Raw genomic sequence first — 25,320 nt, 5'->3', positions numbered from 1 at the left:
CCAATTGGCAGGCATCTTCCTCAGATCGCGAGCAGCAGCGCCTCCGGGTTTCCGCTGGCCAAAGAGGCCAGAATGCCGAGGCCCGTGCGCAGTTCCTGCTCGGTCGTCGAGCCGAGCGAAATGCGCACCGCCGGATGCCAGCCCTGGTCCGCCGTGCGGAAAGAAGAACCAGGCGCAATCGCAACGCCGCGCAGCCGTGCCTGAGAAACGAAACCCTCTTCCGTATGCCCTTCCGGCAGCGGCAACCAGACATGCAGGCTCTGCGGGTGGGAACAGTGAGGCAGGCCCACAAGGGCCTCCTCCGCAATGGCATGGCGAACGGCAAGCGCCCGGCGCTGCCAGTTGACGAGCTCCATCGCCGTGCCGTCGCTGACCCACAGCGTCGCGATCTCCGCGATCGAGGGCGTCGCCATCCAGTTGGAGACGAGGTGTCGGTTGGCGACGGCCGCGACGTAGCGATCCGGCGCGGCAAGATAGCCGATGCGCAGGCCCGGCACCGTAATCTTGGTGAAGCTCGTGACGTAGAGCGTGCGCTCCGGCGCAAAAGCCGCGATCGGCGGCGCCCGCCCCTCCACCAGCGGCCCCAGAATGTCGTTCTCGATGATCGCGATATCGTGGCGCCGCGCGACCTCCGCGAGCGCCTGCCGGCGCTCGGCGCTCATCAGCGCCGCGGTCGGATTGATCACCGAAGGCTGGAGAAATACGGCGCGGATGACACCCTTGCGGCAGGCCTCATCAAGCGCCTCAGGTATCATCCCTTCGCGGTCGATCGGCAAGCCTTCGAGGTGGAGACCGAGATAGGTGGACAGCGGCACGAGCGTGTGATGGCTGATCGCTTCCGTCGCAACGGTGGAACCGGGCGGCGCGACGCTCATCAGCGCGACCGTCATGCCCGAGGTGGCGCCGTTCGTGAGGCTGATGTTGAGCGGGGAAATATCGAGTCCGCAGCGTGCCAGCCAGTCGGCCGCGACATTGCGATGGCGCGGGAAGACCATGTTCGGCCGGAAGGAGAGCGCCGAACTCGAGGGCAGGTTTTCCGCCAGCCACCCGAAGGCCCCGCGCATGCGCTCCAGGTGGAGCTGCTCGCAGACGGGCTTGAGGATCGAGAGGTCGACCAGCTCGCCGAGACGCTCGGGCAAATAGGGCGGCTCGGGTTCCTTCGGCCTTGTCTGAACGAAGGAGCCGCGGCCGATCTCGCCGGAAATGAGCCCGCGCCGGATAAGCTCGTCATAGGCGCGACTGACGGTTTGCACGGAAAGCTTCAGGTCGTCGGCAAGCTTTCGATGCGGCGGAAGGCGCGTCCCGTTCGGCAAATGGCCTTCCTGGATGGCACGGGCGATCTGCTCGGCAAGGGAGAGATAGGCCGGCCGGCGCAATTGGGATATGTCAGGTCGCCAATTTGTCATGATTTCAACAGTGCGCAAAATCAGTTCAATTGACAACGCCAAAATGCCTTCCCATTGTCTTTTTCTCCACTTTGACGTGATCTTCGCCCGGAGGGCGCCCGAATGAAACTCGACGCCATTGACCTGCGCATCCTCGAAGCGATTCAGCAGAACGGGCGAATTACCAAGCTGGCACTGGCGGAAAAGGCGGGCCTTTCACCAACCCCTTGCTGGCTGCGCCTGCGAAAGCTGGAAAAAGCGGGCATCGTGACGGGCTATCATGCCCGCGTCGCCGTGCGGCGCGTCGCACCGGTCGCCAGCGTGATGATGGAGGTGACGCTCGCCAACCATCGGCAGGCGGATTTCGAACGATTCGAGCGGGCAGTCACAGCAACGCCTGAGATCGTCGCTTGCTGGTCGGTCGGCGGCGGCGTCGATTACATCCTGAAGATCATGGCGCCCGACATCGACGCCTATCAGCGCCTCGTCGACAGCCTGCTCGACCGCGAACTCGGCATCGACCGCTACTTCACCTACATCGTCACCAAGACGGTGAAGGAGGAGACCGTACTGCCGCTCGAGATGCTGCTTCCCGCCTCCGAATAGAGAGATTGTCTACGACTGCACCTGTCTTTGGCTCAAGTCTCTGCCAACCACCCTGGCTATAGACAATCTGTCGTCGTCCCTCTGGCAGACTTCCTTTACACCAGGAGGAGGCCGCCATGACCGCCATATTTGCCCGCACAACCTTTCACGACGCCCTCAGCCGCCTTGCCGACCCGCACCTCTTACGGGAGCTTTCCTATGTCGGGGGCCGCTGGATCGCCGGTCGTGAAGGCGCGAGCTTCAAGGTGACCGATCCTGCATCCTCGGCAACACTCGCCTGGGTCGCGGCCCTCGATGCCGAGCAGACCGGAGAGGCCATCTCGGCCGCCGCCGATGCGCTTAGCGCCTGGCGCGGCATGCTGCCGCAACAGCGCGCCCAGATCCTGCGCAGATGGCATGCCCTGATGCTGGAAGCCCGCGAGGACCTTGCGCTCTTAATGACGCTGGAACAGGGCAAGCCGCTTGCAGAATCCCGCGGCGAGATCGACTACGCGGCGTCCTTCATCGAGTGGTATGCCGAAGAAGGAAAACGGCTTAACGCCGAAGGCGTCACCAGCCACCTTTCCGGAGCCGAGATGATCGTCCGCCGTGAGGCTCTCGGCGTGGTCGGCATCGTGACGCCGTGGAACTTTCCCTCCGCCATGATCACCCGGAAAGCGGCGGCCGCACTTGCTGCCGGCTGCACCGTCGTTGCCCATCCCTCCAGCGAAACGCCGCTTTCCGCACTCGCCCTTGCCGAACTCGGCGAACGAGCCGGCATTCCAGCCGGTGTCTTCAACGTGGTTACGGGAGACGCCGCCACGATCGTCAGCCGCATGAATGCCGATCCGCGCATTCGCGCCATGAGCTTCACCGGGTCGACCGCAATCGGCAAGCTGATTGCGAGCCAGAGTGCCTCGACCATGAAGCGGCTGGTCATGGAGCTCGGCGGCCACGCGCCGTTGATCGTCTTTGCCGATGCCGACATCGGGAAGGCTGCCGACATAGCAATCGCCGCGAAATTCGCGACGTCCGGTCAGGACTGCCTCGCGGCGAACCGGATCTATGTCGAGCGTTCCGCACTCGCGGATTTCACGGCGACCTTCAAGGCGCGCATCGAAGCGCTGAAGGTTGCTTCAGGCCTTGAGCCGGGTGTCGAGATCGGCCCGCTGATGCATGAGCGCGCCATCGCGAAGGTGGAAGAACAGGTCGCCGATGCGCTGAAGCGCGGCGCAAAACTCCTGACCGGCGGCAAGCGCCACCGGGCAGGCGCGCTCTTCTACGAGCCGACGCTTTTGACGGATGTACCCGACGATGCGCTGATCATGCGTGAAGAGACCTTTGGCCCGGTTGCCGCCATCACCGCCTTCGACAGCGAGGACGAAGTGATCGCCCGCGCCAACGACACCGACTACGGCCTCGTCGCCTATGTCGTGACCGAGAACGGCGCACGCCAGTTTCGCCTTGGCCGCGCGCTCGAATACGGAATGGTCGCGATCAACCGCGTGAAGATCACTGGCGGGCCGATCCCCTTCGGCGGCTGGAAACAGTCGGGTCTCGGCCGTGAAGGCTCGCGCCACGGCATCGAGGCCTTCACCGAACTCAAATATCTCTGCATCGACACGGCCGCCTGAGCCAAGGCGCCACATCCATACGCGAAAGGAAAGACCATGCTCGACAGAAGCAACGAACTCACGGCTTGGGACCGCGATCACTTCTTTCACCCATCCACGCATATGGGCATGCATGCCCGCGGCGAGACGCCGACCCGTGTCATCGGCGGCGGCGAAGGGGTCTATATCACCGATACGAGCGGCAGGACGAGCCTCGACGCCTTTGCCGGCCTCTATTGCGTCAACGTCGGCTACGGCCGTCAAAAGATCGCCAATGCCATTGCCGCGCAGGCGAAGAACCTCGCCTATTATCACGCCTATGTCGGCCACGGCACGGAAGCCTCGATCACGCTTGCCAAGATGATCATCGACCGTGCGCCTGAGGGCATGAGCCGCGTCTATTTCGGTCTCTCTGGCTCGGATGCCAACGAGACCAACATCAAGCTGATCTGGTACTACAACAACATCCTCGGCCGTCCGGAAAAGAAGAAGATCATCTCCCGCTGGCGCGGCTATCATGGCTCCGGCGTCATGACCGGCTCGCTGACCGGCCTTCATCTCTTCCACAACGCTTTCGACCTGCCGCGGGCGCCGATCCTGCACACCGAAGCGCCCTATTTCTTCCGCCGCCCGGACCGGTCGATGGATGAAGAGCAGTTCTCGCAGGATTGCGCCGACAAACTCGAAGAGATGATCCTGGCCGAAGACCCGGAGACGATCGCCGCCTTCATCGGAGAGCCGATCCTCGGCACTGGCGGCATCGTGCCGCCACCGAAGGGCTACTGGCAGAAGATCCAGGCCGTGCTCGAAAAATACGACATCCTGCTCGTCGCCGACGAGGTCGTCACCGGCTTCGGCCGGCTCGGCACGATGTTCGGCTCCGACCACTACGGCATGCGGCCCGATCTCATCACCATTGCCAAGGGTCTCACTTCGGCGTACGCGCCGCTTTCGGGTACGATCGTTTCGGACAAGGTGTGGCAGGTGCTGGTGCAGGGTTCCGACGAACTGGGCGCGATCGGCCACGGCTGGACCTATTCCGCCCATCCGATCTGCGCGGCCGCGGGCGTTGCCAATCTCGAACTGATCGATGAGTTGGGGCTCGTTGAGAATGCGGGCAGCACGGGTGCTTATTTCCGCTCCGAACTGACGAAAGCGCTTGGCAGGCACAAGCATGTGGGCGAGGTGCGCGGCGATGGATTGATGGCCGCGATCGAGTTCGTCGAGGACAAGGACGACCGGATCTTTTTCGACCCGGCAAAGAAGGTCGGCCCGCAGGTCGCGGCAGCCCTTCTCGAACGCGGCGTCATCGGCCGCGCCATGCCGCAAGGAGATATCCTGGGCTTCGCACCACCGCTCTGCCTCACAAGGGAAGAGGCAGACATCGTCGTGAACGCGGCCTCTGACGCGATCACGTCCGTGCTCGGCTCGAAGTAAGCCGGGCGAGCACGAAACCGTGACAAATGAGAGCGAGGCCCAAATGGCACGACCGTGCATTCCCAATCCTCGCCTGCCCGGCCGCCCAAGCGGCCGGGCCTAAGCGCGAATCTGGTCGAGACACTCCCGGATTATCCTTCCCCTGAGTCCCCTCTCCGTCTGCTGTATCGCAAGCAACGACATCCATCGCCGCGACGATTGCTATCTGGACGTCTGCAGGTCCCGCCCCTCCGGGCGCGCTGCACGATCTTCCCAAAACATCAGGACGAGGGCCATCCCCCCGCTCGTGCCCGCTGCCTGACCAGGCGTCTTGGCAGCGAAAAACTGTCCGTCTTTGCGCTGGTTCAAACAACCCGGCCCCACTTGCTCTTAGGCTCGACGCCGAGAGTGCCGGATCGAGCTTGCCCCGAGGCGGAAGTGCCGCCACGCAACCTTGGACATGGAACAAATGCAATGCGAACAGCGGACCCTGCGATGACATTGGCCCAAACCAAGGAGGAGATCAGCGGCGCGATCGGGCGCATGCATGGTGCGCTCCTGAGCAGCGCAATCGACTGCGAATGCCGAGACCGCGTGGGCAAGGCGCTGCGCGACCTCGAAAGGCTCGAGCGAGAGCGGATCGAGCGGAACCTGCTCGCCGCGGCCGGCGGGCAACGCCAAAGGATCGAAGCGCTTCTGGAACTGCTTGGTGATTTCGACCCGAACGAAACAGACGCGATTGATGACGGCACCCTGGCTGAGGCGGGCCTGCTCTTCGCCGATATCGCTGCAGCCGCAGAGTTGGGGTCCCATCTGCTACGACAGTCGCGCCAGGTGCGCCATTCATCCGAGGTGATGCAGGAGGCTACCGATCGTGCCGCGCCCGGAGAGTGAGTTTTGCCCAGTGCGTTTTGGAGGCTGGCAGCGACGCGAGGCCTCACAGCGGAGCCGGTTCAGAGATGCGCTTCTCGACATCGCCATGTCTCAAACCATGGCACTCGGAGAAATGAGCGTGCTTCTTGAAACCCTGCAAGACGATAGCGAAGCCGGCGGCTCTGACTCGCGCTGACGCGGCCAGCCCTCTGGCGATTGCGCCGGATATGTGGCGCGCAAAATCAGGTGGCAGCGAGATTCTCATTGCCTGCGCACTGTCCCCTCGGCAACGTCGATGGGCCGACCAGTGGTCGGGAGTATCGTGCCCATGTGACCCGTGCTATCTTCCAGCCAGGGTCGTTGGGGCAGGCGAGTGCAATCGTCTTCAGAGCAATACTTCGAAAAGCTGGATCACGTGCGAGCGTTCGCCGCCTTCATGGTGTTCACTTGGCACTTCATCCATGCCGCCGGAGTTCCAGTAGGCTATGTCCCGACCTTGCCGCTGCTCTCATTGCTCGAGGAAGGCCATACAGGCGTTTCGCTCTTCATGACGCTAAGCGGCTACCTGTTCGCCAAGCTGCTGGATGGCAAGCAGATCAACTATAAGAGCTTCCTGCGGAACCGAGCCCTTCGCCTGCTACCCTTGTTGACGGTCGCGCTGCTGCTGCAGGCGGCAGTCTGGATTGCCAATGGGGCCTCGGTTCAAGCGGTCGCGGCTCAGATCGCGCTTGGAAGCGTACTTCCACTTTGGCCGAACGGCGCCTGGAGCATCGCGGTAGAATGGCACTTCTACCTGATCCTTCCCGCGCTTCTCTTCGTCGTCGGCCTACGGCGGGAATCGGCTTTGATGCTGATCTTTGCGGCCATCGGGTTGCGCCTGAGCCTGTTCATGGCCGGCTGGGAAATCCATCCAACCGCCTACTGGACAATCATTAGCCACTTGGACCAGTTCGTCGCTGGGATATATGCCTGGCACCTCTTCCGAGGTGAACGCGTACAGCCTTTGGCGGTCCTTGCGACCGCCATGGCGTTCGTCACCTTCTACCACTGGTTCAACATCAGCGGCGGCTTCAATGGGACCCAAGCATCGCCGGTATGGATCTTTCTTCCCGCCGCCGAGGCCGCGTTTTACGCCGTGATGATCGCCGCCTACGACGGATCGAAATTGATGCTGCCTAAGCGGCTATCGGCCTCGGTCTCCTTCGTGGGCACGGTCTCCTATTCGATCTACCTGCTCCACTTTTGGTACTACGGCCCCGTCGCGAAAGCGGTGATGCATTATGTCGGGCCGCTGTCCTTTGGGCTTTCGCTTTTGTTTTCCCTGCTGGCTTTCGTGCTCTTCCTGCCTTTCGCAGCACTCAGCTACCGATGCATCGAACAGCCGTTCTTGAAGCTCCGCACCAGATACGCACGGCGCGCCTCTTCTGCGTCATCAACCCATCACGCCGACGTTTCCGCGCCGACCGTGTAGAAGCTTCCGCGTGCGTTCAGGTTTGAGTATTCCGCCGCAGCCAGGCGTCGAAAAGTGTGCTGGCGTCACATTCAAGAGTGCGGGTTGACGCATGTCGACCGGCCGACCGCAAAGAGTTACTCCGGGTTCGTCGCTCATGCTGTTCTGCCTTTCGACAGGTGTTCCTTCCGGACCCCGATTGCCCTTTTGCGACTGTCGAGACACAGATGGCGCCCCGCAGGTGTAGAGGATGCATCAGCGCAAAAGCGCGGGACCGGCGAACCGGAAGCCGCGCCTCCACGCACCCGTGGGCGAAAACTAGAAACGGTCGACGTCGACGATCGCCTCGGCGAAGGCGGACGGCGCCTCCTGCGGCAGGTTGTGGCCGATGCCGCCGGTGATCAGCCGATGCTCATACTTGCCGGAGAAACGCTTGGCATAGGCCGCAGGATCCGGATGCGGAGCGCCGTTGGCGTCGCCCTCCAGTGTGATGGTCGGGACGGTAACGGTCGGGAATTCGGCGAGCTGCTTTTCGAGGTCGTCGTACTTTGCTTCGCCCTCGGCGAGACTGAGGCGCCAGCGGTAATTGTGGATAGAGATGTCGACATGGTCAGGGTTCTCGAGCGCCTCGGCGCTCTTGTCGAAGGTGGCATCGTCGAAATTCCACTTGGGCGAGGCAAGCTTCCAGATCAGCCTGGCGAATTCCTTGTGGTTCTGCTTGTAGCCAGCATAGCCCCGCTCGGTGGCGAAGTAGAACTGGTACCACCAGGCAAGCTCGGCCTGCGGTGACAGCGGTTTCCTGTTCGCCTCCTGGCTGCCGATAAGGTAGCCGCTGACCGAGACCATCGCCTTGCAACGCTCGGGCCAGAGGGCGGCGATGATGTTGGCGGTCCTCGCGCCCCAATCGCAACCGCCGATGACTGCCTTTTCGATCTTGAGGCTGTCCATCAGAGCGACAATATCGGCGCCGATCGCGGCCTGTTGGCCGTTGCGAGGTGTGTCGGCGGAGAGAAACCGGGTCGTGCCGTAGCCGCGCAGATACGGCACGATCACGCGATAACCGACATTTGCCAGCAACGGCGCAACGTCCACATAGGTATGGATGTCATAGGGCCAGCCGTGCAGCAGGATCACGACCGGAGCGTCGCTCGCGCCAAGTTCGGCATAACCGACGTTCAAGACACCCGCATCGATCTGCTTGATTGCAGCAAAGGATTTGTTCGTTCCGGGGGTGATGGCCGGCAGGCGCTGAGCCTCACTGTTTCCCGATTGCGCTCTGGCGACGCTTGCCGACACGAACTGCGTCGCCGCCAGCGAGAGCGCGATTGCGCCGATGAAACGACGGCGTGGGTGGTTGATTTCGTCCGACATGGCTGCCTCCGGTGAACTGAACTGTCATCCGATATGGAGCGCCGATGTATCGCGGTCGTGTGCTCAGCGGCTCACATTGAAAGCGCATGTAGAAAAGGCAGATCTCGGATACACGGTGATACAATCATCCTGCGGCCGCTCTCTGGCGTCTGAGATCAGGCGATCCCTTCGCGCGCATTGCGCCGGATCGTCTGCGGTGGCTGTCCGAGCGTGCGCAGAAAAGCCCGACGCATGCGGTCGCTGTCGGCGAAGCCGGTTTCCTCGGCGATCACGTCCATGGAGTGGCGCCCCTGCTCCATCAGCAGGCGCGCCGCTTCAACGCGCAAATGCTCGACCGCTTTCGCCGGCGATTGTCCGGTCTCGGAACGGAAGGCCCGGCTGAACTGGCGCGCACTCAATCCTGCCGCATCCGCCAGTTCTTCGACGGACAACACGTTGCGCAGGTTGGCCTTGGCATAGTTGACCGACTTCTGGATGCGATCCGACTTCGGGTCCAGGTCGAGCAAGGCGGAAAACTGCGACTGGCCGCCGGCGCGTCGGTGATAGACGACCAGCTTGCGGGCGACCTGGCGCGCGACGTCCTCGCCATGATCCTTCTCGATCATCGCCAGCGCCAGATCGATGCTGGCCGTCATGCCGGCAGAGGTCCACACGCTGCCATCGACGATGAAGATGCGATCTTCCTCGACCCGCACCTCGGGGAAACGCTCCCGCAACTGACGCGCGAATACCCAATGGGTCGTGGCTCGACGGCCGTCGAGCAATCCGGACTCCGCCAGGATGAAGGCACCGGTGCAAGGAGCGGCCACCCGCCGCGAGGCCTTGAGCGCATGGCGTGCGAAGGCGACCAGCCCGGAAGATACCGGTTCGATTTCGGTGCCCGCGCCAAACATGACGGTGTCATAGATCGTCTCGTCGAAGGCTTTCGTCAGGACGCCGAAGCCGGCGGACGACTTGATCTCGCCGCCCGCTTCCGACAGCAACTCGATCTCGTAAGCCTGTTCGCCGAGCGCCAGATTGGCGATTTCGAAGGCGGTGACCGCCGCGAACCCCATGAGCTGAAACCTTGGAAAGACGACATAGCCGATCCGGTGCATGTCAAACACCCTGTCTGGAATGGTCGTTTATACCATATTTGCGCCATAGGGGAAACGCGGCAGTCAAGGCCGCAGCCTATTCGGGAAGCGGCTTTCCCGCCTGCTCCGCGACCATGTATTCGGCATACCAATCCGGCCAATTGTGATCGTGCACACCGCCGTTGCGTTTCTCATGCTCGCCGTGCGCGGCGGCAGCGCGACGCAGTGCTGCTGCAAGATCGGCAACCGAAGCGAAGCCCGTAACGTCGCCATCGACACGTCCGGGCAAACGCTCGGTCACTTCCTGAAGCAGCCAGCCGTTACCATCGGGGTCGCTGAAGGTCGCGTAGGAGCGGTAGCTGCGGCGCGCCGGATCGCGACCGGCGATCGGCGGCTTTCCGGGGCCTTCGCGGTGGAACACCTCGCTCACCTCGGCGCCGCGTTCAACGAGTTCGGCACGCGCAGCTTCGATATCCGAGACGACGAGATAGAGACCGCCGGCCGAGCCGGGAGTGGCCGAGGTCAGCCCCGTGCCGAAGTGGATCGACGCCAGCGAGCCCGGCGGCGTGAACTGGACGACGCGAAACGTATCGCCGACGGGAAAGTCGGCGTCGAGTCGCCAACCAAGACGACCGTAGAAGGTCTTGGCGCGATCGACGTCCGAGACCGGAATGACGGCGACCTCGAACTTCAGGTCAACCGAAGGCGCTTTGTTGTTGCTATCTGCACGTGTCATGACACTTCTCCTGTTGTTGCGACGCCGGGCGCGCTTGCGCGCGCCCCTTTCCGTCAGCTCGGTTGACGCAGTGACTTGAAGGAAGTTCTCAGTTCATCGACCAGGGCCTCCGGTTGTTCCCAGGCTGCAAAATGTCCCCCCTTGGCGAGGCGATTATAATGGATGAGCTTGGGGAACGCCTTCTCTGCCCAGGACTTCGGTGCCTGATAAAGCTCGTCCGGGAAGGCGCTGACGGCCACCGGGATCTGCACGCCCTTCGGTTGGAAGAAGGCCAGCTTGTTCTCCCAATAGAGACGCGCCGACGATACGGCGGTCTTGGTCAGCCAATAGAGCGTGATATTGTCGAGCACATCATCGCGCGTCAGACCCTCTGACTGGCCATCGAAGACGCGGGTGATCAGTTCGTAGCTGCGCGCGTCATGGTCGAGCATCCAGCTCGCAAGGCCGATCGGAGAGTCTTCGATGCCATAAAGCGTCTGCGGACGCTTGCTCATCTCCTGGGCATAGGACAGCCCGTTCTTGTAGAAGAAATCGAGCTGCTCATAGGCACGGCGCTCGTCGGCCGAAAGATCGGATGGTGCCGGGCCGCCGGCATCGAGGCTCTTCTGGATTTCGGTCGGAACGGTCGCCGGCATGTTGGTGTGAATTCCGAGCAAGCCGCCCGGCCGCTGCAGGGCCATCTGCTCCGTGACCGCGTCCCCCCAGTCGCCGCCCTGCGCGACATAGTGGGTATAGCCGAGACGCTGCATCAGCACCGCCCAGGCCCGCGCGATCCGAACGGGATCCCAACCGCGTTCATTCGGCTTGCCGGAAAAGCCGTAGCCCGGCAGCGAGGGAATGACGACATCGAAGGCATCGGCCTCGCTGCCGCCATGGGCCGTCGGATTGGTCAGGGGATCGATGATCTTCAACTGCTCGATGATCGAGCCGGGCCAACCGTGGGTGATGATGAGAGGCATCGCATTCTTGTGCTTCGAACGCACGTGAATGAAATGAATATCGACCCCGTCGATATTGGTGACGAACTGCGGCAGGTCGTTGAACTTCTTCTCCACTTTCCGCCAATCGTACATGGTAGCCCAATAGTCGGCGAGCTTCCGCATGGTGGCGAGTTGCACGCCCTGGGTGCCGTCATTCACCAACTCGCGGTCCGGCCATCTGGTGGCCGCGATGCGCTGCTTGAGGTCGGCAAGCGCGACGTCACTCGCATGGAACTGGAACGGCCGAATGGATTCGTCGGCCGTAGGCTTTGCGACCGCCACGATCTCGGCGCCGCCCGCGGAGGAAGCACCCGTGGCATGGGCAGCCAGCGGAGGAAGCAGGATTGCGATCGCTCCTGACAGCGCGAAGGCGGCCAAGCGACTGCCCTTGGCGATTGGCAAATGGCGTCTGGACATCATCATTCTCCTGGTTCGAGTGTTGAGGCGATGCCGACGGCATCGCCATGCGCTTCCGGGATGGGAGGAGCCCGGAAGAAGATCGGAGCTATCCCCCGACGTTGTAGCGAGCGGCGGGTGCGCTCCTGGAAAGGTTCGGCATGAGTTTCTGCCGGGCCACCTCATAGGCCGCCCAATCACTGGCATCCGGCAGCGCCGGAATGGTGATCACTTCGCCCTGATCGAGGCCGGCAAGCGCTGCATCGACCATGTCCTCAGCCTGCATGACGATCTCGCTCGGCACGTGGTCGAGCGGCGTACCGGCGATGCCCCAGAAATCCGTCGCCGTCGCACCGGGCAGCACGGCCTGGATACGGATGTTGTTGTCGGCCAGTTCTTTCTGCAGCGACAGAGTGAACGCCAATACGAAGGCCTTCGTACCACCGTAGACGCCGTTCAGGAGTTCGGGCGCAACGCCGACGATCGAAGCGATATTGATGATCGTGCCGGTACCGCGTGCGACAAATCCCGGCGCGGCCGCATAGGTCAGCCGCGTGAGCGCACTGACGTTCAGCGTGATCATCTCCTCCATCTTGTCGACATCCGACGCCAGCAACGGCGCGGTCGCGCCGACGCCGGCATTGTTGATCAGTACCGTGATGCTCGCATCGCTTCGAAGCAGAGCCTCGATCCGCTTCAGATCTTCCTTGTTGCCGAGGTCTGCAGGCACGACTTCGATGGCGCGCCCGGTCTCGTCGGCAAGACGATTGGCTAGGTCATTGAGGCGCTCACGGTTACGGGCAACGAGGATAAGGTCGAAACCCCGGCGCGCCAGCCGATCGGCGTAGATCGCGCCGATGCCGGAGGACGCGCCGGTGATCAATGCAGTTCCTTTGGAATTCGTGTTCATTTCAAGCTCCTTTGCCTTGGTTGGAGCCTCGATGGTAAGGCCGAATGCGAATGGCTCAAATGTCATAATTCCGGCATTTTGAGCCACTGCGTTTTGTAGTGAGAGCGGCTTCATCCGCGAACACGCAGGCCCTAGAGGCCAGCCTCGGCTTCCTCCTGCAGCACCTCGTCCGGAAAGGCGGCGTCCTGTGACGGCAAGGCATCGCCGCTCGCCACCTCAGACATCGAACTGGCAAAGATCACCACCAGGGGCCCGGGCTCTCTCGGGTCACTGTCCCAGGCACAGGGCGTTGCTGCGAGCGCGGTAATGGCAAAAGCTGCGATGAAGGTGCGCATGGTCGCCTCCTGTTTGATATGGGTTCACCGGGCCAAACCGATCTGGCCGCCAGTTTCGGGCTCGCACGTATTGCTGTTGTGTTCGGAGCGCCGCAAAATTGTATCGGCATGTACGAAGAGAAAGGCGCCGTCGGAAATGCGGACCGCCGTCAGGCTATGTCCAGAGATCATCCAAAAGTGAAAACGAAGGCTTCGACGCCAGGCTCGAGGAAGCGGATCTCGAAGGTCCGTTCGCGCGCTTCGCTGGATTGGCGAACGAGCTGGTAAAGGCGGGTCTCCGTGACAGTGCCCTTGCCCGCCGCATCGATATCCGAGCCATGGTCTGCGCCGGGCGGCAGCCCGTCGACCGTCACCTGAAACGGTACGGGCTTGCCGCCGGCGCGCGGGCCGAGCACCAGGTGCAGGTCGCGGGCACGGAACCGATAGGTGATGCCGCCGCCAGCTTCGTTGAGGCTTGCCTGTTCGGCGCCGACCGTCCAGTTGCCGGTAAGGCCCCATTCATTGAGACCCGGTTCGGCGACGGTGTAGCGCTGGGCAGTGTCAGCCGAGACACCTTCCGGCGAGACGAAGTTCGCGGCCCGTGCGTAGCCGATATAGGTCTCGCCGGAGCCAAGCCGGGCCAGGTCCGGCGACGCTTCAGCGCCCTTTGCATTCGGCGTGACGAATTTGTTTTCGGCCTTTTGCTTGCCTGCAGCTTCCGCCAGCAGATCCTGGATCACCCGCTCGGAACCTTCATAGTCGCCCTCGCCGAAATGGGTGTAGCGGATCTGCCCTTCGGCATCGATGAAGTAGTGGGCCGGCCAGTAGCTGTTGGAGAAGGCACGCCAGATGGCGAAGTTGTTGTCGATTGCCACCGGATAGGCAATTTTGAGGTCACGAACCGCCTTTTCGACGTTGTCGATCTGCTTTTCAAAAGCGAACTCTGGAGCGTGCACGCCGATGACGACGAGGCCCTGGTCCCGATACTTCTCCGCCCAGGCCCGAACATAGGGGATGGTGCGGATGCAGTTGATGCAGGAGTAGGTCCAGAAATCGACGAGAACGACCTTGCCGCGCAGCTCGGCCGGCGTCAGTGGCTTTGAATTCAGCCATTGAACGGCGCCATCGAGCGACGGGAACGTGCCTTCTACAGGAAGGTCGCTGCGAAAGGCCGCTTGGCGCGTATCCTTTGCGGCAAGAGGCAAGCGGGTGCCCGCGACGTCCACAGGGGCGGCATTGCCACGCAACTTATCGAGAATTGCCTGTTCGAAGCCGGTCGTGCCCGCATAGGAAAGGCGTGCCAGTAGCCCGGTATCGAGGCCAAGAGCGATCGCCGCCACGCCGGTAAGGACCGCAACGCCCAGAACCTGGCGGATACGGTCGCCAACCCCGAGGAAACGCTTCATCACCGCAAACACCCTGGCGCCGGCAAGGACCGCGAGTGCCAGTGATGTGGCCGCGCCGCCCGCGTAAGCCGTGAGCAGCAAGGTCGTCTGAACGTTTGCCCCGTTCAACGCCGCACCGGTCAGCACCAACCCAAGCACGGGACCGGCACAGGGCGCCCAGAGCAATCCGGTCGCAACGCCGAGGAGGATGGCGCCGCCGACGCTCCCCTTCTCTCCGGTTGCCGCTTTCCTGGACAGGCGATTGCCGAGCGCGACGAGCGGGCCCGTCACGAAAGCGGCGGCACGCGTCGACAGAAGCGTCACGCCAAAGACCGCGAGCAACGCGATCGCGGCGTACCGGCCAAATGCATTCGCCTGTACCGCCCAGTTGCCCCCGAGTGCGGCGAGCGAAGCGATGCCGGCAAAGGTCACGATCTTGGCGAGCAGCATCGGGAGAATGCTCGTGGAAAAGGGCTGCCCTGCCCGCGCAAACACGAATGGCAGAACCGGGAGGATACAGGGGCTGACGATGGTCAGCACGCCTGCGAGATAGGCTACAACGAACAGGATCATCATCGTTCTCCGCACTGGATCGATGCGCCAGGGCATCGATCGCGCTTGACATGCGCGGCAGAGAACTATCGTGACGTATCGGCGATGTTTCCGATCGGGGCGGATTTGTATCGTAGTGCAGCGCGGCGCCTTGTTCGTCACATGATCCTTGGCACCCGGCTCGGCAGCCCTGCCTTCCCGATTTCCGCAGAATGTCCGCAACATAGCCGGAAGGACGTAACGCTATGCATAGCGTGCCGCGACCGGGCCTTCTCTATCGTGGAGCGGCACTTTGGCTGCATGCAGACAGGACCGCCTCAATTGCGCAGTTCGATCCACACCGGCGCATGGTCGCTCGCGCCTTCCATACCGCGGATTTCCCGGTCGATGCCCGCGCCGATGAGTTTGCGGGAGAGCTTGCGGCTGAGGAGCATGTGGTCGAGCCGAAGCCCGGCATCGCGCTGCCACCGGTTCCGGCGATAATCCCAGAACGTAAAAAGCTCCTGCTTCGGATAAATCTTGCGCAGCGCATCGAGCCAGCCCTGATCGAGGAGCTCGCGAAATGCTGCGCGGCTTTGCGGCTGGACCAGTGCGTTGTCATCGTAGGAGGTGGTCGGGTAGATATCGCGCGGTTCCGGCACGATGTTGTAGTCGCCGGCAAGCACGACCGGCAGGTCGAGGGCATAAAGCTCGGCGGCATGTTTGGCCAGGCGCTCATGCCAGGCGAGCTTGTAGGCGTATTTCGGGCCGGGCTGCGGGTTGCCGTTGGGCGCGTAGAGGCAGGCAACCAGGGTGCCGCTGACGGCAGCCTCGATGTAGCGCGCCTGACTGTCCGATGGATCGCCGTCGAGCCCGATGCGGGTCAAGACCGGCTCGCTGTCGCGGGCGAGGATCGCCACACCGTTCCAGGCCGATTGTCCCTGCCAGACCGCGCCGTAACCGGCCGCCTCGATGGCCGATCGCGGAAACTGGCGGTCGGTCGCTTTCAATTCCTGCAGGCAGACGATTTCGGGCTTGGCCTGTCCCAGCCAGGCGATCAGGTTTTCGAACCTCTTATTGATGCCGTTGATGTTGAAGGTGGCGATCTTCATCCCGGCGTCAAGATCATTGCGTCAGCCGCGCGGCCCAGGCTGCAACCGCGTCGGCCACGGTCCTCAGGTGATCTGCCGTCGAAAAGCCGGAAATGCTCTTGCGCGGCTTGAGATCATGGTCGCCGTCCTCGAGCCACAGGACTTCGATCGCATCGGAAAGCGTATAAGCTTGAACCTCCTCGCAGGTGCCGAACTCGTCGCGGGTTCCCTGGCAGATCAGGGTCGGCGTCCTAAGGCCGGCCAAATGCTTCGTGCGCAACTGCTCGGGCTTTGCCGGCGGATGGAAGGGATAGCCGAGGCAGAGAAGCCCGACGATCTTGCCGGACGCATGAAGATCGTCGGCGATCATGCTTGCAACCCGCCCGCCCATTGATTTGCCGCCGATGACGAGCGGGCCTTTCGTGCCGAGCGCGTCGACGGCCGCCACATATTCCGGGTTGAGGGTTTCAGCGCGCGGCGGCGGTTTGCGTCGCTCCGACGTTCGTCTTGCTGCCATATAGCCGAACTCGAACCGCGCGACGCGAAAGCCTGCCGCGGCGAGCGCCTTGGCGGTTGCGTTCATCGAAGCGGAATCCATCGGCGCGCCGGCACCGTGGGCGAGCAGAATGGTGACGGGCGCATCCTCAGGTCCATCGAAGAGGAATTTTTCGCCCATGTCAGCCTGCCGTCCTTGGACGCAGATGCAGATCGACATACTGCACGCCGCGTTCGGCCATTCGCGCCCACTCGCTATCGCTGTCGAGTTCGAGATAGCGGCTCCACCAGCGTCTGGCCTCCGCAAGGTCACCGGCATCAAATTCGAGTTTTGCCAGATTGAAAACGGCGTCGGTATAGTCGCCGTCGAGCTCGATCGCCTTCTTGAGGTGCCTGCGGGCGGCATCGATCCGTCCGCGCTCGCTCATCAGCCCGGCCAAATTGAACCAGGCCTCGACAAAGGATGGATCGAGCTTGATTGCGCGGGCATAGTCATGCGCCGCATCCAAGTCTCGTCCCGCGGCCTTGAGGCAGTTGGCACGATTGAAAGCCGCGACTGAATCCGTTCGGTCCATCGCGAGGTAGCGCTGGTAAATGGCGGCGGCTTGCTCATAATCGCCATTCGCCTCCGCCTCCTCAGCGAGATCGAAGAGGTCCTCCAGGGCGGCGTCGTCGGGCGTGTCGAGATCGAAGAGCAACTGTCCATTCAGCTCACTCAGCCCCGCGGCGCTGCGAGCGTATATCGTATTGGTACCATCGTGATGCAGGGAAAGCGCCGTCAGCGAGGCGACCTGTCCGGAGCGATGCACGGACCGGGCGATTGCACCCCAACTCGCCCCGCTCGTGATCAGTTCTGCATACTTCCTGGCGAGGATCAGGTCGCGGAACGAATAGGGTTCGCTGTCATGCTCGAAGGCATCGAACAGGGACAAGAGATCGAAGACCCGCGGGGAGAGCTTGGCCTGATCGACCACCGACTGGCGCGTCAGCGCCGATGCCACCGGCACCGACAGCAGCCCCAAGAGACGGAGAAAACCGTTCTCGCTGACGAGCCACCGCCCGGCTGCACGCTCCGCCTCGAAGCGGGCTTCGATTTCGGCTTCGCTCCACTTCGCCAGCAGGCTGCGGCCGAACACGAGATATGTCGTCTGCCGTGTGACGCCACGTCGCAGATGCCCGAATTGCCGCTCGACCTCCCGCGCCACCAGCCGTCGTGGGAAGGCCGAGAGAGCACCAACGATACCGAATGTCTGGCCAGCAACCGCCATCAGGCTTTCTTCTTCGCGGTAGACTTGGCGGCCGTACGCTTGGCCGGGGCTGTCGCCTTGGCGGTTTCCTTGGCCGCCGGTTCGGCCTTCGTCTTGCTCTTTGCCGGCGGCTTCGATTGCGAAAGGCTCGCCTTCAGGGCGTCCATGAGATTGATGACGTTGCCGCGTTCAGGTGCTGCGGCGATGATCGGCTTGTGGCCTTTGAGCTTCTCGCGGATCATCTTCATCAGCGCGATCTCGTAACGATCCTCGTAGTTCTTTGGATCGAAGACCGTCATCTTCTGCTGGATCAGGGCCTCGGCAAGCTGAAGCATTTCCGGGTCGGGATGACCGACAGGAATATTGCCGAAATACTCAGCCGTTCCACGCACTTCGCTCGGATTCCTCAGCGTGCACACGAACATCCCCGTCTCGCGTGCGCCGATGGTCACCACCCGCTCGCGGCTCGAAAGAACCAGCCGCGCGATCGCCAGCTTGCCGGTCCTCTTCAGCGCCTCGCGCAGGACCACGAAGGTTTCCTCCGCCATCGCGCCATCGGGTGCCAGATAATAGGGCGCGTCCTGGTAGATCACGTCAACGGAGCCTTCATCGACAAAGGCCTCGATGTTCATCGTGTGATTGGATTCGATCCTGACGCTTTCGAGATCGCTGTCCTCGATGATGATATATTTCTTGTCTTCGTATTCGTAACCCTTGACCAGATCCGAGCGCTCGACGAGGCCGAGCTCGGGGTCGACCGGCTTCATGTTGATCCGGTTGTGGGTGTCCTTGTGAAGCTGATTGAAGCTGATCCGTTCGCTCGAACTGGTCGCCGGATAGAGCCTGACGGGACAACTGACGAGACTGAGTTTGAGATAACCCTTCCAACTTGCCCTGGGCGCCATGATTGTCTCCTACGCGGCCAAACGCATTACGTCCTCGTTTCGGACAGAAGCGGCAAATCCTTGGCAAAGTCGTCGATATCCGCCCAAGGATCGCCGAAAGTATCCAGAAGTCCAGGCAGCGAAGAATAGTTCAAATCCTCCGGAGCGTCGAGCGTCTCCAGATCCGCCCAGTTGAGCGGCGTCGAGGCGGGCAGATTTGTGCGTGCGCGCAGCGAATAGGGTGCGGCCGCCGTATGGCTGCGGGCATTGCGATGGAAATCGATGAAGATACGCTTGATGCGGTTCTCCTTGCCCATCGTGGTGGTGAAGGTCTGCGGTGCTGTCGCCGCCAGCCGTGTCGCGATCGCGCTCGTCGCCTGATGCGTCTTCTTCCAGTCCAGCTTCGGCGTCACCGGCACGACGACGTGGATGCCGCTACCGCCGGAAGTCTTGACGAAGGGGACGAGACCGAGCGCTTCCAGTTCGCCGCGGATGTGGATCGCTGCCTCGACCACGTCGCGCCAGGCGATGCCCTGGCCGGGATCGAGGTCGAAGACGATGCGGTCGGGCTTTTCCAGCCGCTCGCGCTTTGTACCCCAGCTGTGAAGCTCGATCACGCCGAACTGTGCCAGCGCCAAAAACCCCTTCGTGCCTTCGATCGACAGAAAGGACTTGGTCTCACCTTCGGAATTGGTCGACTTGAAGCTGACGATCGAGGGGGGCATTCCGGTGAAGGGATGACGCTGGAAGAAGCAATCCGCGCGTTTTCCTGTCGGGCAACGGAAGAGCGACACCGGGCGCCCGAGAATGTGCGGCAGCATGAAGTCGCCGACGAGCGCGTAGTAGAGGGCAATGTCGAGCTTGGTCGGTCCGGATTTGCCGAATACCCGGCGGTCGGCATTGGTGACCTGAATGCTTGCGAGATCGGCATCGGTGATCAGCCGCTTGCGCGGCGGCCGCGCCGGCGCCGAAAGCTCGACATCGCGAAGCCCCTTGAACACTGCATGGCGCAGGAGATTGTCGGAGGTGCGATTGGAGTAATGGATGCGGGCGCTCAGCACCGGCCGAACCCAGGTAATTTCCCTTGGCGCGCCTTCGAGCGCGGCCGCGTCGCCGTGTAGCGCCTCCAACCGGGTGAGCAGCTGCCCGGCGGTTTGCGCATCGAAGCCGGTTCCGACCTTGCCGCGATATTGCAGCTCGCCATCTTGCCACTCGCCGAGAGCCAGGGAAGCAAGACCTTCGGCCGCCTGCGAGGTCGTGTACCCGGCGATTACGAAGTCGCCGATCTGAAGCGCCTTCGTCTTGGTCCAGGTCTGCGTGCGGCCGCTTCGATAGGGCGCCGAGGCGCGCTTCGAAACGATCCCCTCCAGTCCCAATTCCGAGGCTTGGTCGTAAAGCCCGTGCCCGTCGCCCTCGACATGATCGCTGAACTGGATGGCCGAGCGGCTGGATACCTGCCCCTGAAGCAGTTGCGCCAACAGCCCTTTCCGCTTTTCCAGCGGGGCTTCGGTCAGGTTCCACCCATCGAGGTAGAGAATGTCGAAGGCATAGAAGACCAGCTTGCTGTCGGCGCCGGTCGAAAGCGCGTCCTGCAAAAGCGCGAAGCGGCTGATGCCGTTGTCGTCGAGAACGACGATCTCTCCGTCGATGATCGCTTCGCGGCAGGGCAGCTTCCGAAAAGCGTCTGGCAAGTCGCCGTAGCGTTTCGTCCAGTCCAGTCCGCTGCGGGTAATCAACCGGACGTGGCCATCCGAGATATCCGCCATCGTCCGATAACCATCGAACTTGATCTCGTGCAGCCAAACCTGCTTGTCCCCCGGACCGCCCGGCGGCTTCGGCGTCTGGCTGGCAAGCTGCGGCTCGATCCGCTGCGGCTTTGGACCGTTCACGGCGCCTGGCAGCGCGCCGGGTCTGAGAACGATCCGCTTTGCCGGCTTCTTCGGCGGCTCGACCAGTTCCTCGATCCGCCGTCCGCTTTTTACGCTTTCGGGGCGCAACGTCAGGATGTCGACCTCGGGGTCGGCGGCAAGGTCATGCTCCTTGAAGAGCAGCCAGTTGCACTGGTCCCCCTCACCCGGCTTCGGCTTCAGCCGTGTCAGCATCCAGCCGCCATTGAGTTTTTCGCCGGCCAGACGAAACTTGAAGGCCCCGGTCCTCAGGCTCTTTTCGATATCGTCCATCGGCGCCCAGACGCCGGTATCCCAGACGATCATCGGCCCGCCGCCATACTCTCCTTCCGGAATGACACCTTCGAAGTCGATATAGTCGAGCGGGTGGTCTTCGGTTTCGACCGCCAGCCGCTTGTCGGCGGGGTTGAGAGATGGTCCCTTCGGAACCGCCCAGCTTTTCAGGACGTCGCCGACCTGAAGCCGGAGATCATAATGATCGGCCGTGGCGTGGTGCTTGTGCACGACAAAACGATTGCCCTCCCTGCCGGTTTCTCCGGCGGGCTCCGGAGTCCTGGAAAAGTCCCGCTTCGCGCGGTAGGCCGTGAGCTTCGACGTCGCCATGTCGCAAAGCTAGGACGTGTTCGCAAAGGCCGCAATATCCACCGAAGGCACGGGGAATACTGCGGCCACGCTCATGCCGACTTCGGAAAGTGTTTGCTTTCCTATGTCGCACCGACTAAGAATCGCAAGGAATTTGGAAAGTCACGATGGTCGAAAAGCAGAAATCGCCACGCTCCCGTGGCCGCCCCCAGGTCCGCCCCGACGACGAGACCCGCAAGGTGATTATCCTGGCCGCCGAAAGGCAATTCTGCGACCTCGGCTATGAGACCGCCAACATCAACGTCATCGCCCAGAATTCCGGCGTCTCCACCAAGACGCTTTACCGCCTCTTTCCCACCAAGGCCGATCTCTTCGAGTGTGTCATCTCCTTCAGGATCGCAGAATTCGTGCTCGAAGCGGACGAAGAGCATCTGGACGCCGTTAACGTGAAGACCGGTCTCGTGCGGCTGCTTGCCGCCTATGGGCACCTCGTTCTCGCGGCCAATACGATCGCCATCATACGTCTGGTGCTCGCGGAGGCGGAGCGCTTTCCGGAGATCGCCGCCACCTTCTGGGAGCGGGCGATCGAGCGGACGAATGCAACGCTGGAGCGCTGGCTGAGGGCGCAAGCGGCTCTCGGTCGCCTCGTCGTCGACGATCCCCATATGGCGGCGGGCATGTTGCGCGGAATGATGGCGATGGAGCCGCAACGCGCCGTCATGATGGGCCGCATCGGCGGCATCGATGAGGCGACGATCATGGCCCGTGCGGAACGTTGCGCAGAAATTTTTCTGACGGGTACCCTACCGAGATAGTCCACAGCCAATCTTTCGCATTGTCATCCAAACGTCATCAAACTGTAATCTGAGACCGTATAACTCTTCGCGCGGGAACGCTCTCGCCGGGCGCATGAGGCGTCGCGACCAGCCCTTCGGCATGGCCCCTCTCCCTTGAAGCCCGGTGATTGTTATGCGTTTGTCCGCGAAGCTACCCCTCGCAGCGGCGGCTCTGGCTGCCTTCTCCATCGCTGCTACCAGTCTTGCCAGCCTGACGGTGAGCGGCGACCTGTCATCGCGCGCAGCAATCGAAAAGTTGGAGGCGCTCGCCGATGCCCGCCGCAACGAGCTTCGCCATTACCTCACCACGATAGAAAACGACCTGCGCAATCTGCAGGCGCAAAAATCGGTCTCCAAAGCGCTCAGCGATCTCAATGGTGCTGCCGCCACTTTCGGCGACAAGGCCGAAAGCGAATTGCAGCGCCGTTACCTTTCGGAAAACCCCAACCCCGAAGACAGGCGCGCGCTCTACAGTTCTGCCGGTGTCGACGATTACGACGCCCTGCACGCGCGCTATCACCCATTCTTTCGACGCTTCGCAGAGGCCCACGGTTATCGCGACGTGCTGCTCGCCAATCTCAGCGGTGACGTCGTCTACTCGCTCAACAAGAAGGGCGACTTTGCCGTCAACCTGAAGGACCAAACCTGGAAGGACACGGGGCTTGGCCGGATTTTCCGGGAGACCGCCGAAGGAACCGACAAAAGCAAGCTGGCCTTCGCGTCCTACGAGGCCTATTCGCCGCTCGGTGGCAGCCCCGCGGCGTTCATCGCCATCCCGCTGGAATCGATCGACGGCAAGATCGGCACCTTGATCCTGGAGATGCCGAACGCACGCATTGGCGAGATCGTCGGCAACCGCACCGGCCTTGGCGAGACTGGCGAAACAATCCTTCTCGACGGCAACGGATTTTTCCTCGCCGACAGCGCTGTCACACCCGACAACGATATCCTCAAGGCCCGGATCGTGGCCGATCACCTAGGGGAAGATGGCATAATCAGCAGCAGGCTCGCCGATTTCCGCGGTGAGGAAACGCAGATGGCTGCCACCAGCCTCGATGCTTTCGGCACCCGCTGGACCATGGCCGCGGTGATGACCTCACGGGAGGCCTTTGCCGCCGTCACCGCGTTGCGCAACTGGACGCTCGCGACGGCCCTCGCCGTCCTTGCGGCAGCGCTGGCGATTTCCATCTGGTATTCACGCCGGCTGACGCGCCCGATCACGGGTCTCGTCCGTGATATGAGCCAGCTCGCTGACGGCGATACGACGATCGGCGGTGTCGGCCGGGACCGCAAGGACGAGATTGGCGACATGGCCCGGTCCGTCCTCGTCTTCCGTGATGCGCTTCTCGATCGCGCCCGCCTTGAAACCGAGGCGACGGAAACGCGGACCATGATCGAAGAGGAACGGCAAGTGCGCGAGACGACCCAGTCCGAAGTGTCGCGCCACATCAACGAGGCGGTGGAGATGCTGGCGTCCGGGCTGGAGCGGCTGTCTCAAGGCGACCTGACCGCACGCATCGACCGGCCCTTCGGCGCCGGTTTCGATCGCCTGCGCTCGGACTTCAACCTGTCGCTCGAAAGCCTTGCCGTCACACTCGGTGACGTGAAGGCGAGAAGCGCTGACATCGACGGCGAAACCAGCGAGATGCGCGACGCCATCGGCCAGCTTGCCAAGCGCACCGAACATCAGGCGGCGACATTGGAGGAAGCAACCGCAGCGCTGAGCGCAATCACCGCGACCATCGAGCGCACTGCCGAACACGCCTCATCGGCCACGACGATCGCCGCTGCGGCCAAGGCCAGTTCCGACCGCTCCGGTCAGGTGGTCATGAATGCCGTCAGCGCCATGGCCCAGATCGAGAAGGGATCGGCCGCCATTTCCCAGATCATCGGCACGATCAACGACATCGCGTTCCAGACCAACCTCTTGGCGTTGAATGCGGGGGTCGAGGCGGCCCGTGCCGGCGAAGCGGGCAAGGGCTTTGCCGTCGTCGCGCATGAAGTGCGGGAGCTGGCACAGAAATCCGCTCTCGCTGCCCGGGAAATCAAGGCGATCATCACCACCTCGGCCGAGGAGGTGACGAAGGGCGTTTCGCTGGTCCGGGCGGCAGGCGATGCGCTCGACGAAATCTCCGGCCAAATCCATGCGATCAATGAGCAGACACAACAGATTGCCGGCGATGCGCGCGACCAGGCGAACGATCTGCAACACATCAACCAGACCATGCTCTCGCTCGACGCCGTGACGCAGCAGAACAATGCGATGGTCGAAGACAGCACCGCCATGACCCATCGGCTCTCAAGCCAGGCGTCCGGCCTCTTCGACCTCGTCGAGCGCTTCCGCACGACATCCAGCCTACGCGATCAGACGGAGACGGATGCACGCCCCCGCCTGATCGCTTAGCGCTTGGATGGCCGGACCGCGCACCGTCGGCGTATCCGCGCCGAAGGGCGGCATCAACCTGCTTTGGCCAGCGCCACCGCATCGGCACCGGCCGGAAAATGGAGCTGGCCGGAAAGATCGTTCACCGCCCGCCAAACAGCCTCCGCCACATCGGTTTCAGTCGTGACCAACGGCGGAGCCGCAAACTGCGCGAAGATGGGTGCGGCGAAATCGGCGTAGGCGGCCGGGATCAGGTTCTCGACGCGCATCGTTGTGTTGTGGGCCAAGCGCGTGGTCGGCGCGTAGCCGGGTTCGACCAGTTTGACCCTCACGTTGAAGGCTTCCAATTCGTGGGCGAGCGAACCGGTGAAGCCGGTGATCGCCGTCTTGCTTGCCGTGTAGGCTGCGGCGAGCGGCATGGCGGCAAGCGTCACCGTGGACGTAACGTTGACGATGACACCCGCCTTGCGGGTACGAAACTGCGGGATCACCGCCTGCGCCATGGCCATCACCCCGAAGGTGTTGGTGTCGAAGATCTTGCGGATATGGGACATCGGCGTCGCTTCGAAGGCACCCACCACGCCGATACCGGCGTTGTTCACGAGCGCGTCGATGGGGCCGCTCTCCTCGATCGCCGCTGAGATGCTCTCGGGATCAGTGACATCGAGAGGCAAGACCCGGAGCCGCTCGGATTTCGGCAGAATGTCTCGGCGCGGCGTACGCATCGTGGCGATGACGTTCCAGCCCTCGGCATGGAAGCGCCGCGCCGTCTCCAGTCCGTAGCCGGAGGAGCAGCCGGTAATCAATACGGTCTTCATCGCTTAAACCTCAGTTGTTTCGATGGAGAACGGATAGCGTTCACAGCCAGGACGAT

At 62.5% G+C, this 25,320-nt stretch carries 21 protein-coding genes; 7 read left to right on the top strand and 14 right to left on the bottom strand.

Annotated elements, in window-relative coordinates; all coding sequences use genetic code 11:
• Positions 1–20 precede the first annotated feature (20 nt).
• A complete protein-coding gene (gene ehuR, locus QM996_RS22455) occupies positions 21–1,406 on the bottom strand; it encodes a MocR-like ectoine utilization transcription factor EhuR (protein ID WP_500270473.1) in 1,386 nt (461 codons plus the stop codon).
• Positions 1,407–1,508: 102 nt separating this feature from the next.
• On the opposite strand from ehuR, the gene QM996_RS22450 reads away from it, so the two are divergent.
• The 5 genes from QM996_RS22450 (at position 1,509) to QM996_RS22430 (ending at position 7,343) form a co-directional block, all read left to right on the top strand.
• Complete coding sequence (locus tag QM996_RS22450; protein WP_334198254.1) at positions 1,509–1,991, top strand: Lrp/AsnC family transcriptional regulator; 483 nt, start codon at positions 1,509–1,511, stop codon at positions 1,989–1,991.
• 116 nt (positions 1,992–2,107) lie between these two features.
• On the top strand, positions 2,108–3,604 hold the full coding sequence (locus QM996_RS22445) for an NAD-dependent succinate-semialdehyde dehydrogenase (protein WP_334198253.1): 1,497 nt from the start codon (positions 2,108–2,110) through the stop codon (positions 3,602–3,604).
• 36 nt (positions 3,605–3,640) lie between these two features.
• Complete coding sequence (locus QM996_RS22440; RefSeq protein WP_334198252.1) at positions 3,641–5,020, top strand: aspartate aminotransferase family protein; 1,380 nt, start codon at positions 3,641–3,643, stop codon at positions 5,018–5,020.
• A 474-nt stretch (positions 5,021–5,494) separates the two neighbouring features.
• Positions 5,495–5,893, top strand: coding sequence for a hypothetical protein (locus QM996_RS22435; RefSeq protein ID WP_334198251.1), 399 nt, complete (start codon positions 5,495–5,497; stop codon positions 5,891–5,893).
• Between the two features lie 352 nt (positions 5,894–6,245).
• Positions 6,246–7,343 (top strand): acyltransferase family protein, encoded by a 1,098-nt coding sequence (locus QM996_RS22430; protein ID WP_334198250.1) that lies wholly within the window; start codon positions 6,246–6,248, stop codon positions 7,341–7,343.
• Positions 7,344–7,640: 297 nt separating this feature from the next.
• Here the strand turns inward: QM996_RS22430 and QM996_RS22425 are convergent, their stop codons facing one another.
• The 12 genes from QM996_RS22425 to ligD form a co-directional block, all read right to left on the bottom strand.
• Positions 7,641–8,693, bottom strand: coding sequence for an alpha/beta fold hydrolase (locus QM996_RS22425; protein WP_334198249.1), 1,053 nt, complete (start codon positions 8,691–8,693; stop codon positions 7,641–7,643).
• A 155-nt stretch (positions 8,694–8,848) separates the two neighbouring features.
• Complete coding sequence (locus QM996_RS22420; RefSeq protein ID WP_334198248.1) at positions 8,849–9,790, bottom strand: GlxA family transcriptional regulator; 942 nt, start codon at positions 9,788–9,790, stop codon at positions 8,849–8,851.
• Between the two features lie 76 nt (positions 9,791–9,866).
• Positions 9,867–10,505, bottom strand: a complete 639-nt coding sequence (locus QM996_RS22415) for a VOC family protein (RefSeq protein WP_334198247.1) — start codon at positions 10,503–10,505, stop codon at positions 9,867–9,869.
• A 53-nt stretch (positions 10,506–10,558) separates the two neighbouring features.
• A complete protein-coding gene (locus QM996_RS22410) occupies positions 10,559–11,902 on the bottom strand; it encodes an epoxide hydrolase family protein (RefSeq protein WP_334198246.1) in 1,344 nt (447 codons plus the stop codon).
• Positions 11,903–11,990: 88 nt separating this feature from the next.
• Positions 11,991–12,791 (bottom strand): SDR family NAD(P)-dependent oxidoreductase, encoded by an 801-nt coding sequence (locus QM996_RS22405; RefSeq protein ID WP_334198245.1) that lies wholly within the window; start codon positions 12,789–12,791, stop codon positions 11,991–11,993.
• A 131-nt stretch (positions 12,792–12,922) separates the two neighbouring features.
• On the bottom strand, positions 12,923–13,126 hold the full coding sequence (locus QM996_RS22400; protein WP_334198244.1) for a hypothetical protein: 204 nt from the start codon (positions 13,124–13,126) through the stop codon (positions 12,923–12,925).
• A 167-nt stretch (positions 13,127–13,293) separates the two neighbouring features.
• Positions 13,294–15,063 (bottom strand): cytochrome c biogenesis protein DipZ, encoded by a 1,770-nt coding sequence (locus QM996_RS22395; protein ID WP_334198243.1) that lies wholly within the window; start codon positions 15,061–15,063, stop codon positions 13,294–13,296.
• A gap of 296 nt (positions 15,064–15,359) precedes the next feature.
• Positions 15,360–16,133 carry an exodeoxyribonuclease III gene (gene xth, locus QM996_RS22390; RefSeq protein ID WP_334198242.1) on the bottom strand — a complete coding sequence of 258 codons (774 nt, stop codon included), beginning with the start codon at positions 16,131–16,133 and terminating at the stop codon, positions 15,360–15,362.
• 13 nt (positions 16,134–16,146) lie between these two features.
• A complete protein-coding gene (locus QM996_RS22385) occupies positions 16,147–16,788 on the bottom strand; it encodes an alpha/beta hydrolase family protein (RefSeq protein WP_334198241.1) in 642 nt (213 codons plus the stop codon).
• Position 16,789: 1 nt separating this feature from the next.
• The gene (locus QM996_RS22380) at positions 16,790–17,875 is read right to left on the bottom strand and encodes a tetratricopeptide repeat protein (protein WP_334198240.1); all 1,086 of its coding nucleotides are present in this window, start codon (positions 17,873–17,875) and stop codon (positions 16,790–16,792) included.
• Positions 17,875–18,759: a non-homologous end joining protein Ku gene (gene ku / locus QM996_RS22375; RefSeq protein ID WP_334198239.1), complete on the bottom strand. Its 885-nt coding sequence runs from the start codon at positions 18,757–18,759 to the stop codon at positions 17,875–17,877. Before ku ends, QM996_RS22380 begins: the two co-directional genes overlap by 1 nt.
• Positions 18,760–18,785: 26 nt before the next feature.
• Complete coding sequence (gene ligD / locus QM996_RS22370; RefSeq protein WP_334198238.1) at positions 18,786–21,248, bottom strand: DNA ligase D; 2,463 nt, start codon at positions 21,246–21,248, stop codon at positions 18,786–18,788.
• A gap of 146 nt (positions 21,249–21,394) precedes the next feature.
• On the opposite strand from ligD, the gene QM996_RS22365 reads away from it, so the two are divergent.
• Positions 21,395–22,042, top strand: a complete 648-nt coding sequence (locus QM996_RS22365) for a TetR/AcrR family transcriptional regulator (RefSeq protein WP_334198237.1) — start codon at positions 21,395–21,397, stop codon at positions 22,040–22,042.
• Between the two features lie 154 nt (positions 22,043–22,196).
• Positions 22,197–24,467, top strand: a complete 2,271-nt coding sequence (locus QM996_RS22360; RefSeq protein ID WP_334198236.1) for a methyl-accepting chemotaxis protein — start codon at positions 22,197–22,199, stop codon at positions 24,465–24,467.
• Between the two features lie 53 nt (positions 24,468–24,520).
• Here QM996_RS22360 and QM996_RS22355 read toward each other — a convergent pair whose 3' ends face one another.
• Positions 24,521–25,264: an SDR family oxidoreductase gene (locus QM996_RS22355; RefSeq protein WP_334198235.1), complete on the bottom strand. Its 744-nt coding sequence runs from the start codon at positions 25,262–25,264 to the stop codon at positions 24,521–24,523.
• Positions 25,265–25,320: the final 56 nt, after the last annotated feature.

Source organism: Sinorhizobium chiapasense (assembly GCF_045277575.1).
Classification (GTDB): Bacteria; Pseudomonadota; Alphaproteobacteria; order Rhizobiales; family Rhizobiaceae; genus Ensifer; species Ensifer chiapasense_A.
This window is presented reverse-complemented; position numbering and strand designations above follow the sequence as displayed.

Excerpts from the sequence above, each read along its gene's own strand:
- ehuR (WP_500270473.1), bottom strand. The coding sequence starts at position 1,406 with ATGACAAATTGGCGACCTGACATATCCCAATTGCGCCGGCCGGCCTAT.
- QM996_RS22450 (WP_334198254.1), top strand. The coding sequence starts at position 1,509 with ATGAAACTCGACGCCATTGACCTGCGCATCCTCGAAGCGATTCAGCAG.
- QM996_RS22445 (WP_334198253.1), top strand. The coding sequence starts at position 2,108 with ATGACCGCCATATTTGCCCGCACAACCTTTCACGACGCCCTCAGCCGC.
- QM996_RS22440 (WP_334198252.1), top strand. The coding sequence starts at position 3,641 with ATGCTCGACAGAAGCAACGAACTCACGGCTTGGGACCGCGATCACTTC.
- QM996_RS22435 (WP_334198251.1), top strand. The coding sequence starts at position 5,495 with ATGACATTGGCCCAAACCAAGGAGGAGATCAGCGGCGCGATCGGGCGC.
- QM996_RS22425 (WP_334198249.1), bottom strand. The coding sequence starts at position 8,693 with ATGTCGGACGAAATCAACCACCCACGCCGTCGTTTCATCGGCGCAATC.
- QM996_RS22420 (WP_334198248.1), bottom strand. The coding sequence starts at position 9,790 with ATGCACCGGATCGGCTATGTCGTCTTTCCAAGGTTTCAGCTCATGGGG.
- QM996_RS22415 (WP_334198247.1), bottom strand. The coding sequence starts at position 10,505 with ATGACACGTGCAGATAGCAACAACAAAGCGCCTTCGGTTGACCTGAAG.
- QM996_RS22410 (WP_334198246.1), bottom strand. The coding sequence starts at position 11,902 with ATGTCCAGACGCCATTTGCCAATCGCCAAGGGCAGTCGCTTGGCCGCC.
- QM996_RS22405 (WP_334198245.1), bottom strand. The coding sequence starts at position 12,791 with ATGAACACGAATTCCAAAGGAACTGCATTGATCACCGGCGCGTCCTCC.
- QM996_RS22400 (WP_334198244.1), bottom strand. The coding sequence starts at position 13,126 with ATGCGCACCTTCATCGCAGCTTTTGCCATTACCGCGCTCGCAGCAACG.
- QM996_RS22395 (WP_334198243.1), bottom strand. The coding sequence starts at position 15,063 with ATGATCCTGTTCGTTGTAGCCTATCTCGCAGGCGTGCTGACCATCGTC.
- xth (WP_334198242.1), bottom strand. The coding sequence starts at position 16,133 with ATGAAGATCGCCACCTTCAACATCAACGGCATCAATAAGAGGTTCGAA.
- QM996_RS22385 (WP_334198241.1), bottom strand. The coding sequence starts at position 16,788 with ATGGGCGAAAAATTCCTCTTCGATGGACCTGAGGATGCGCCCGTCACC.
- QM996_RS22380 (WP_334198240.1), bottom strand. The coding sequence starts at position 17,875 with ATGGCGGTTGCTGGCCAGACATTCGGTATCGTTGGTGCTCTCTCGGCC.
- ku (WP_334198239.1), bottom strand. The coding sequence starts at position 18,759 with ATGGCGCCCAGGGCAAGTTGGAAGGGTTATCTCAAACTCAGTCTCGTC.
- ligD (WP_334198238.1), bottom strand. The coding sequence starts at position 21,248 with ATGGCGACGTCGAAGCTCACGGCCTACCGCGCGAAGCGGGACTTTTCC.
- QM996_RS22365 (WP_334198237.1), top strand. The coding sequence starts at position 21,395 with ATGGTCGAAAAGCAGAAATCGCCACGCTCCCGTGGCCGCCCCCAGGTC.
- QM996_RS22360 (WP_334198236.1), top strand. The coding sequence starts at position 22,197 with ATGCGTTTGTCCGCGAAGCTACCCCTCGCAGCGGCGGCTCTGGCTGCC.
- QM996_RS22355 (WP_334198235.1), bottom strand. The coding sequence starts at position 25,264 with ATGAAGACCGTATTGATTACCGGCTGCTCCTCCGGCTACGGACTGGAG.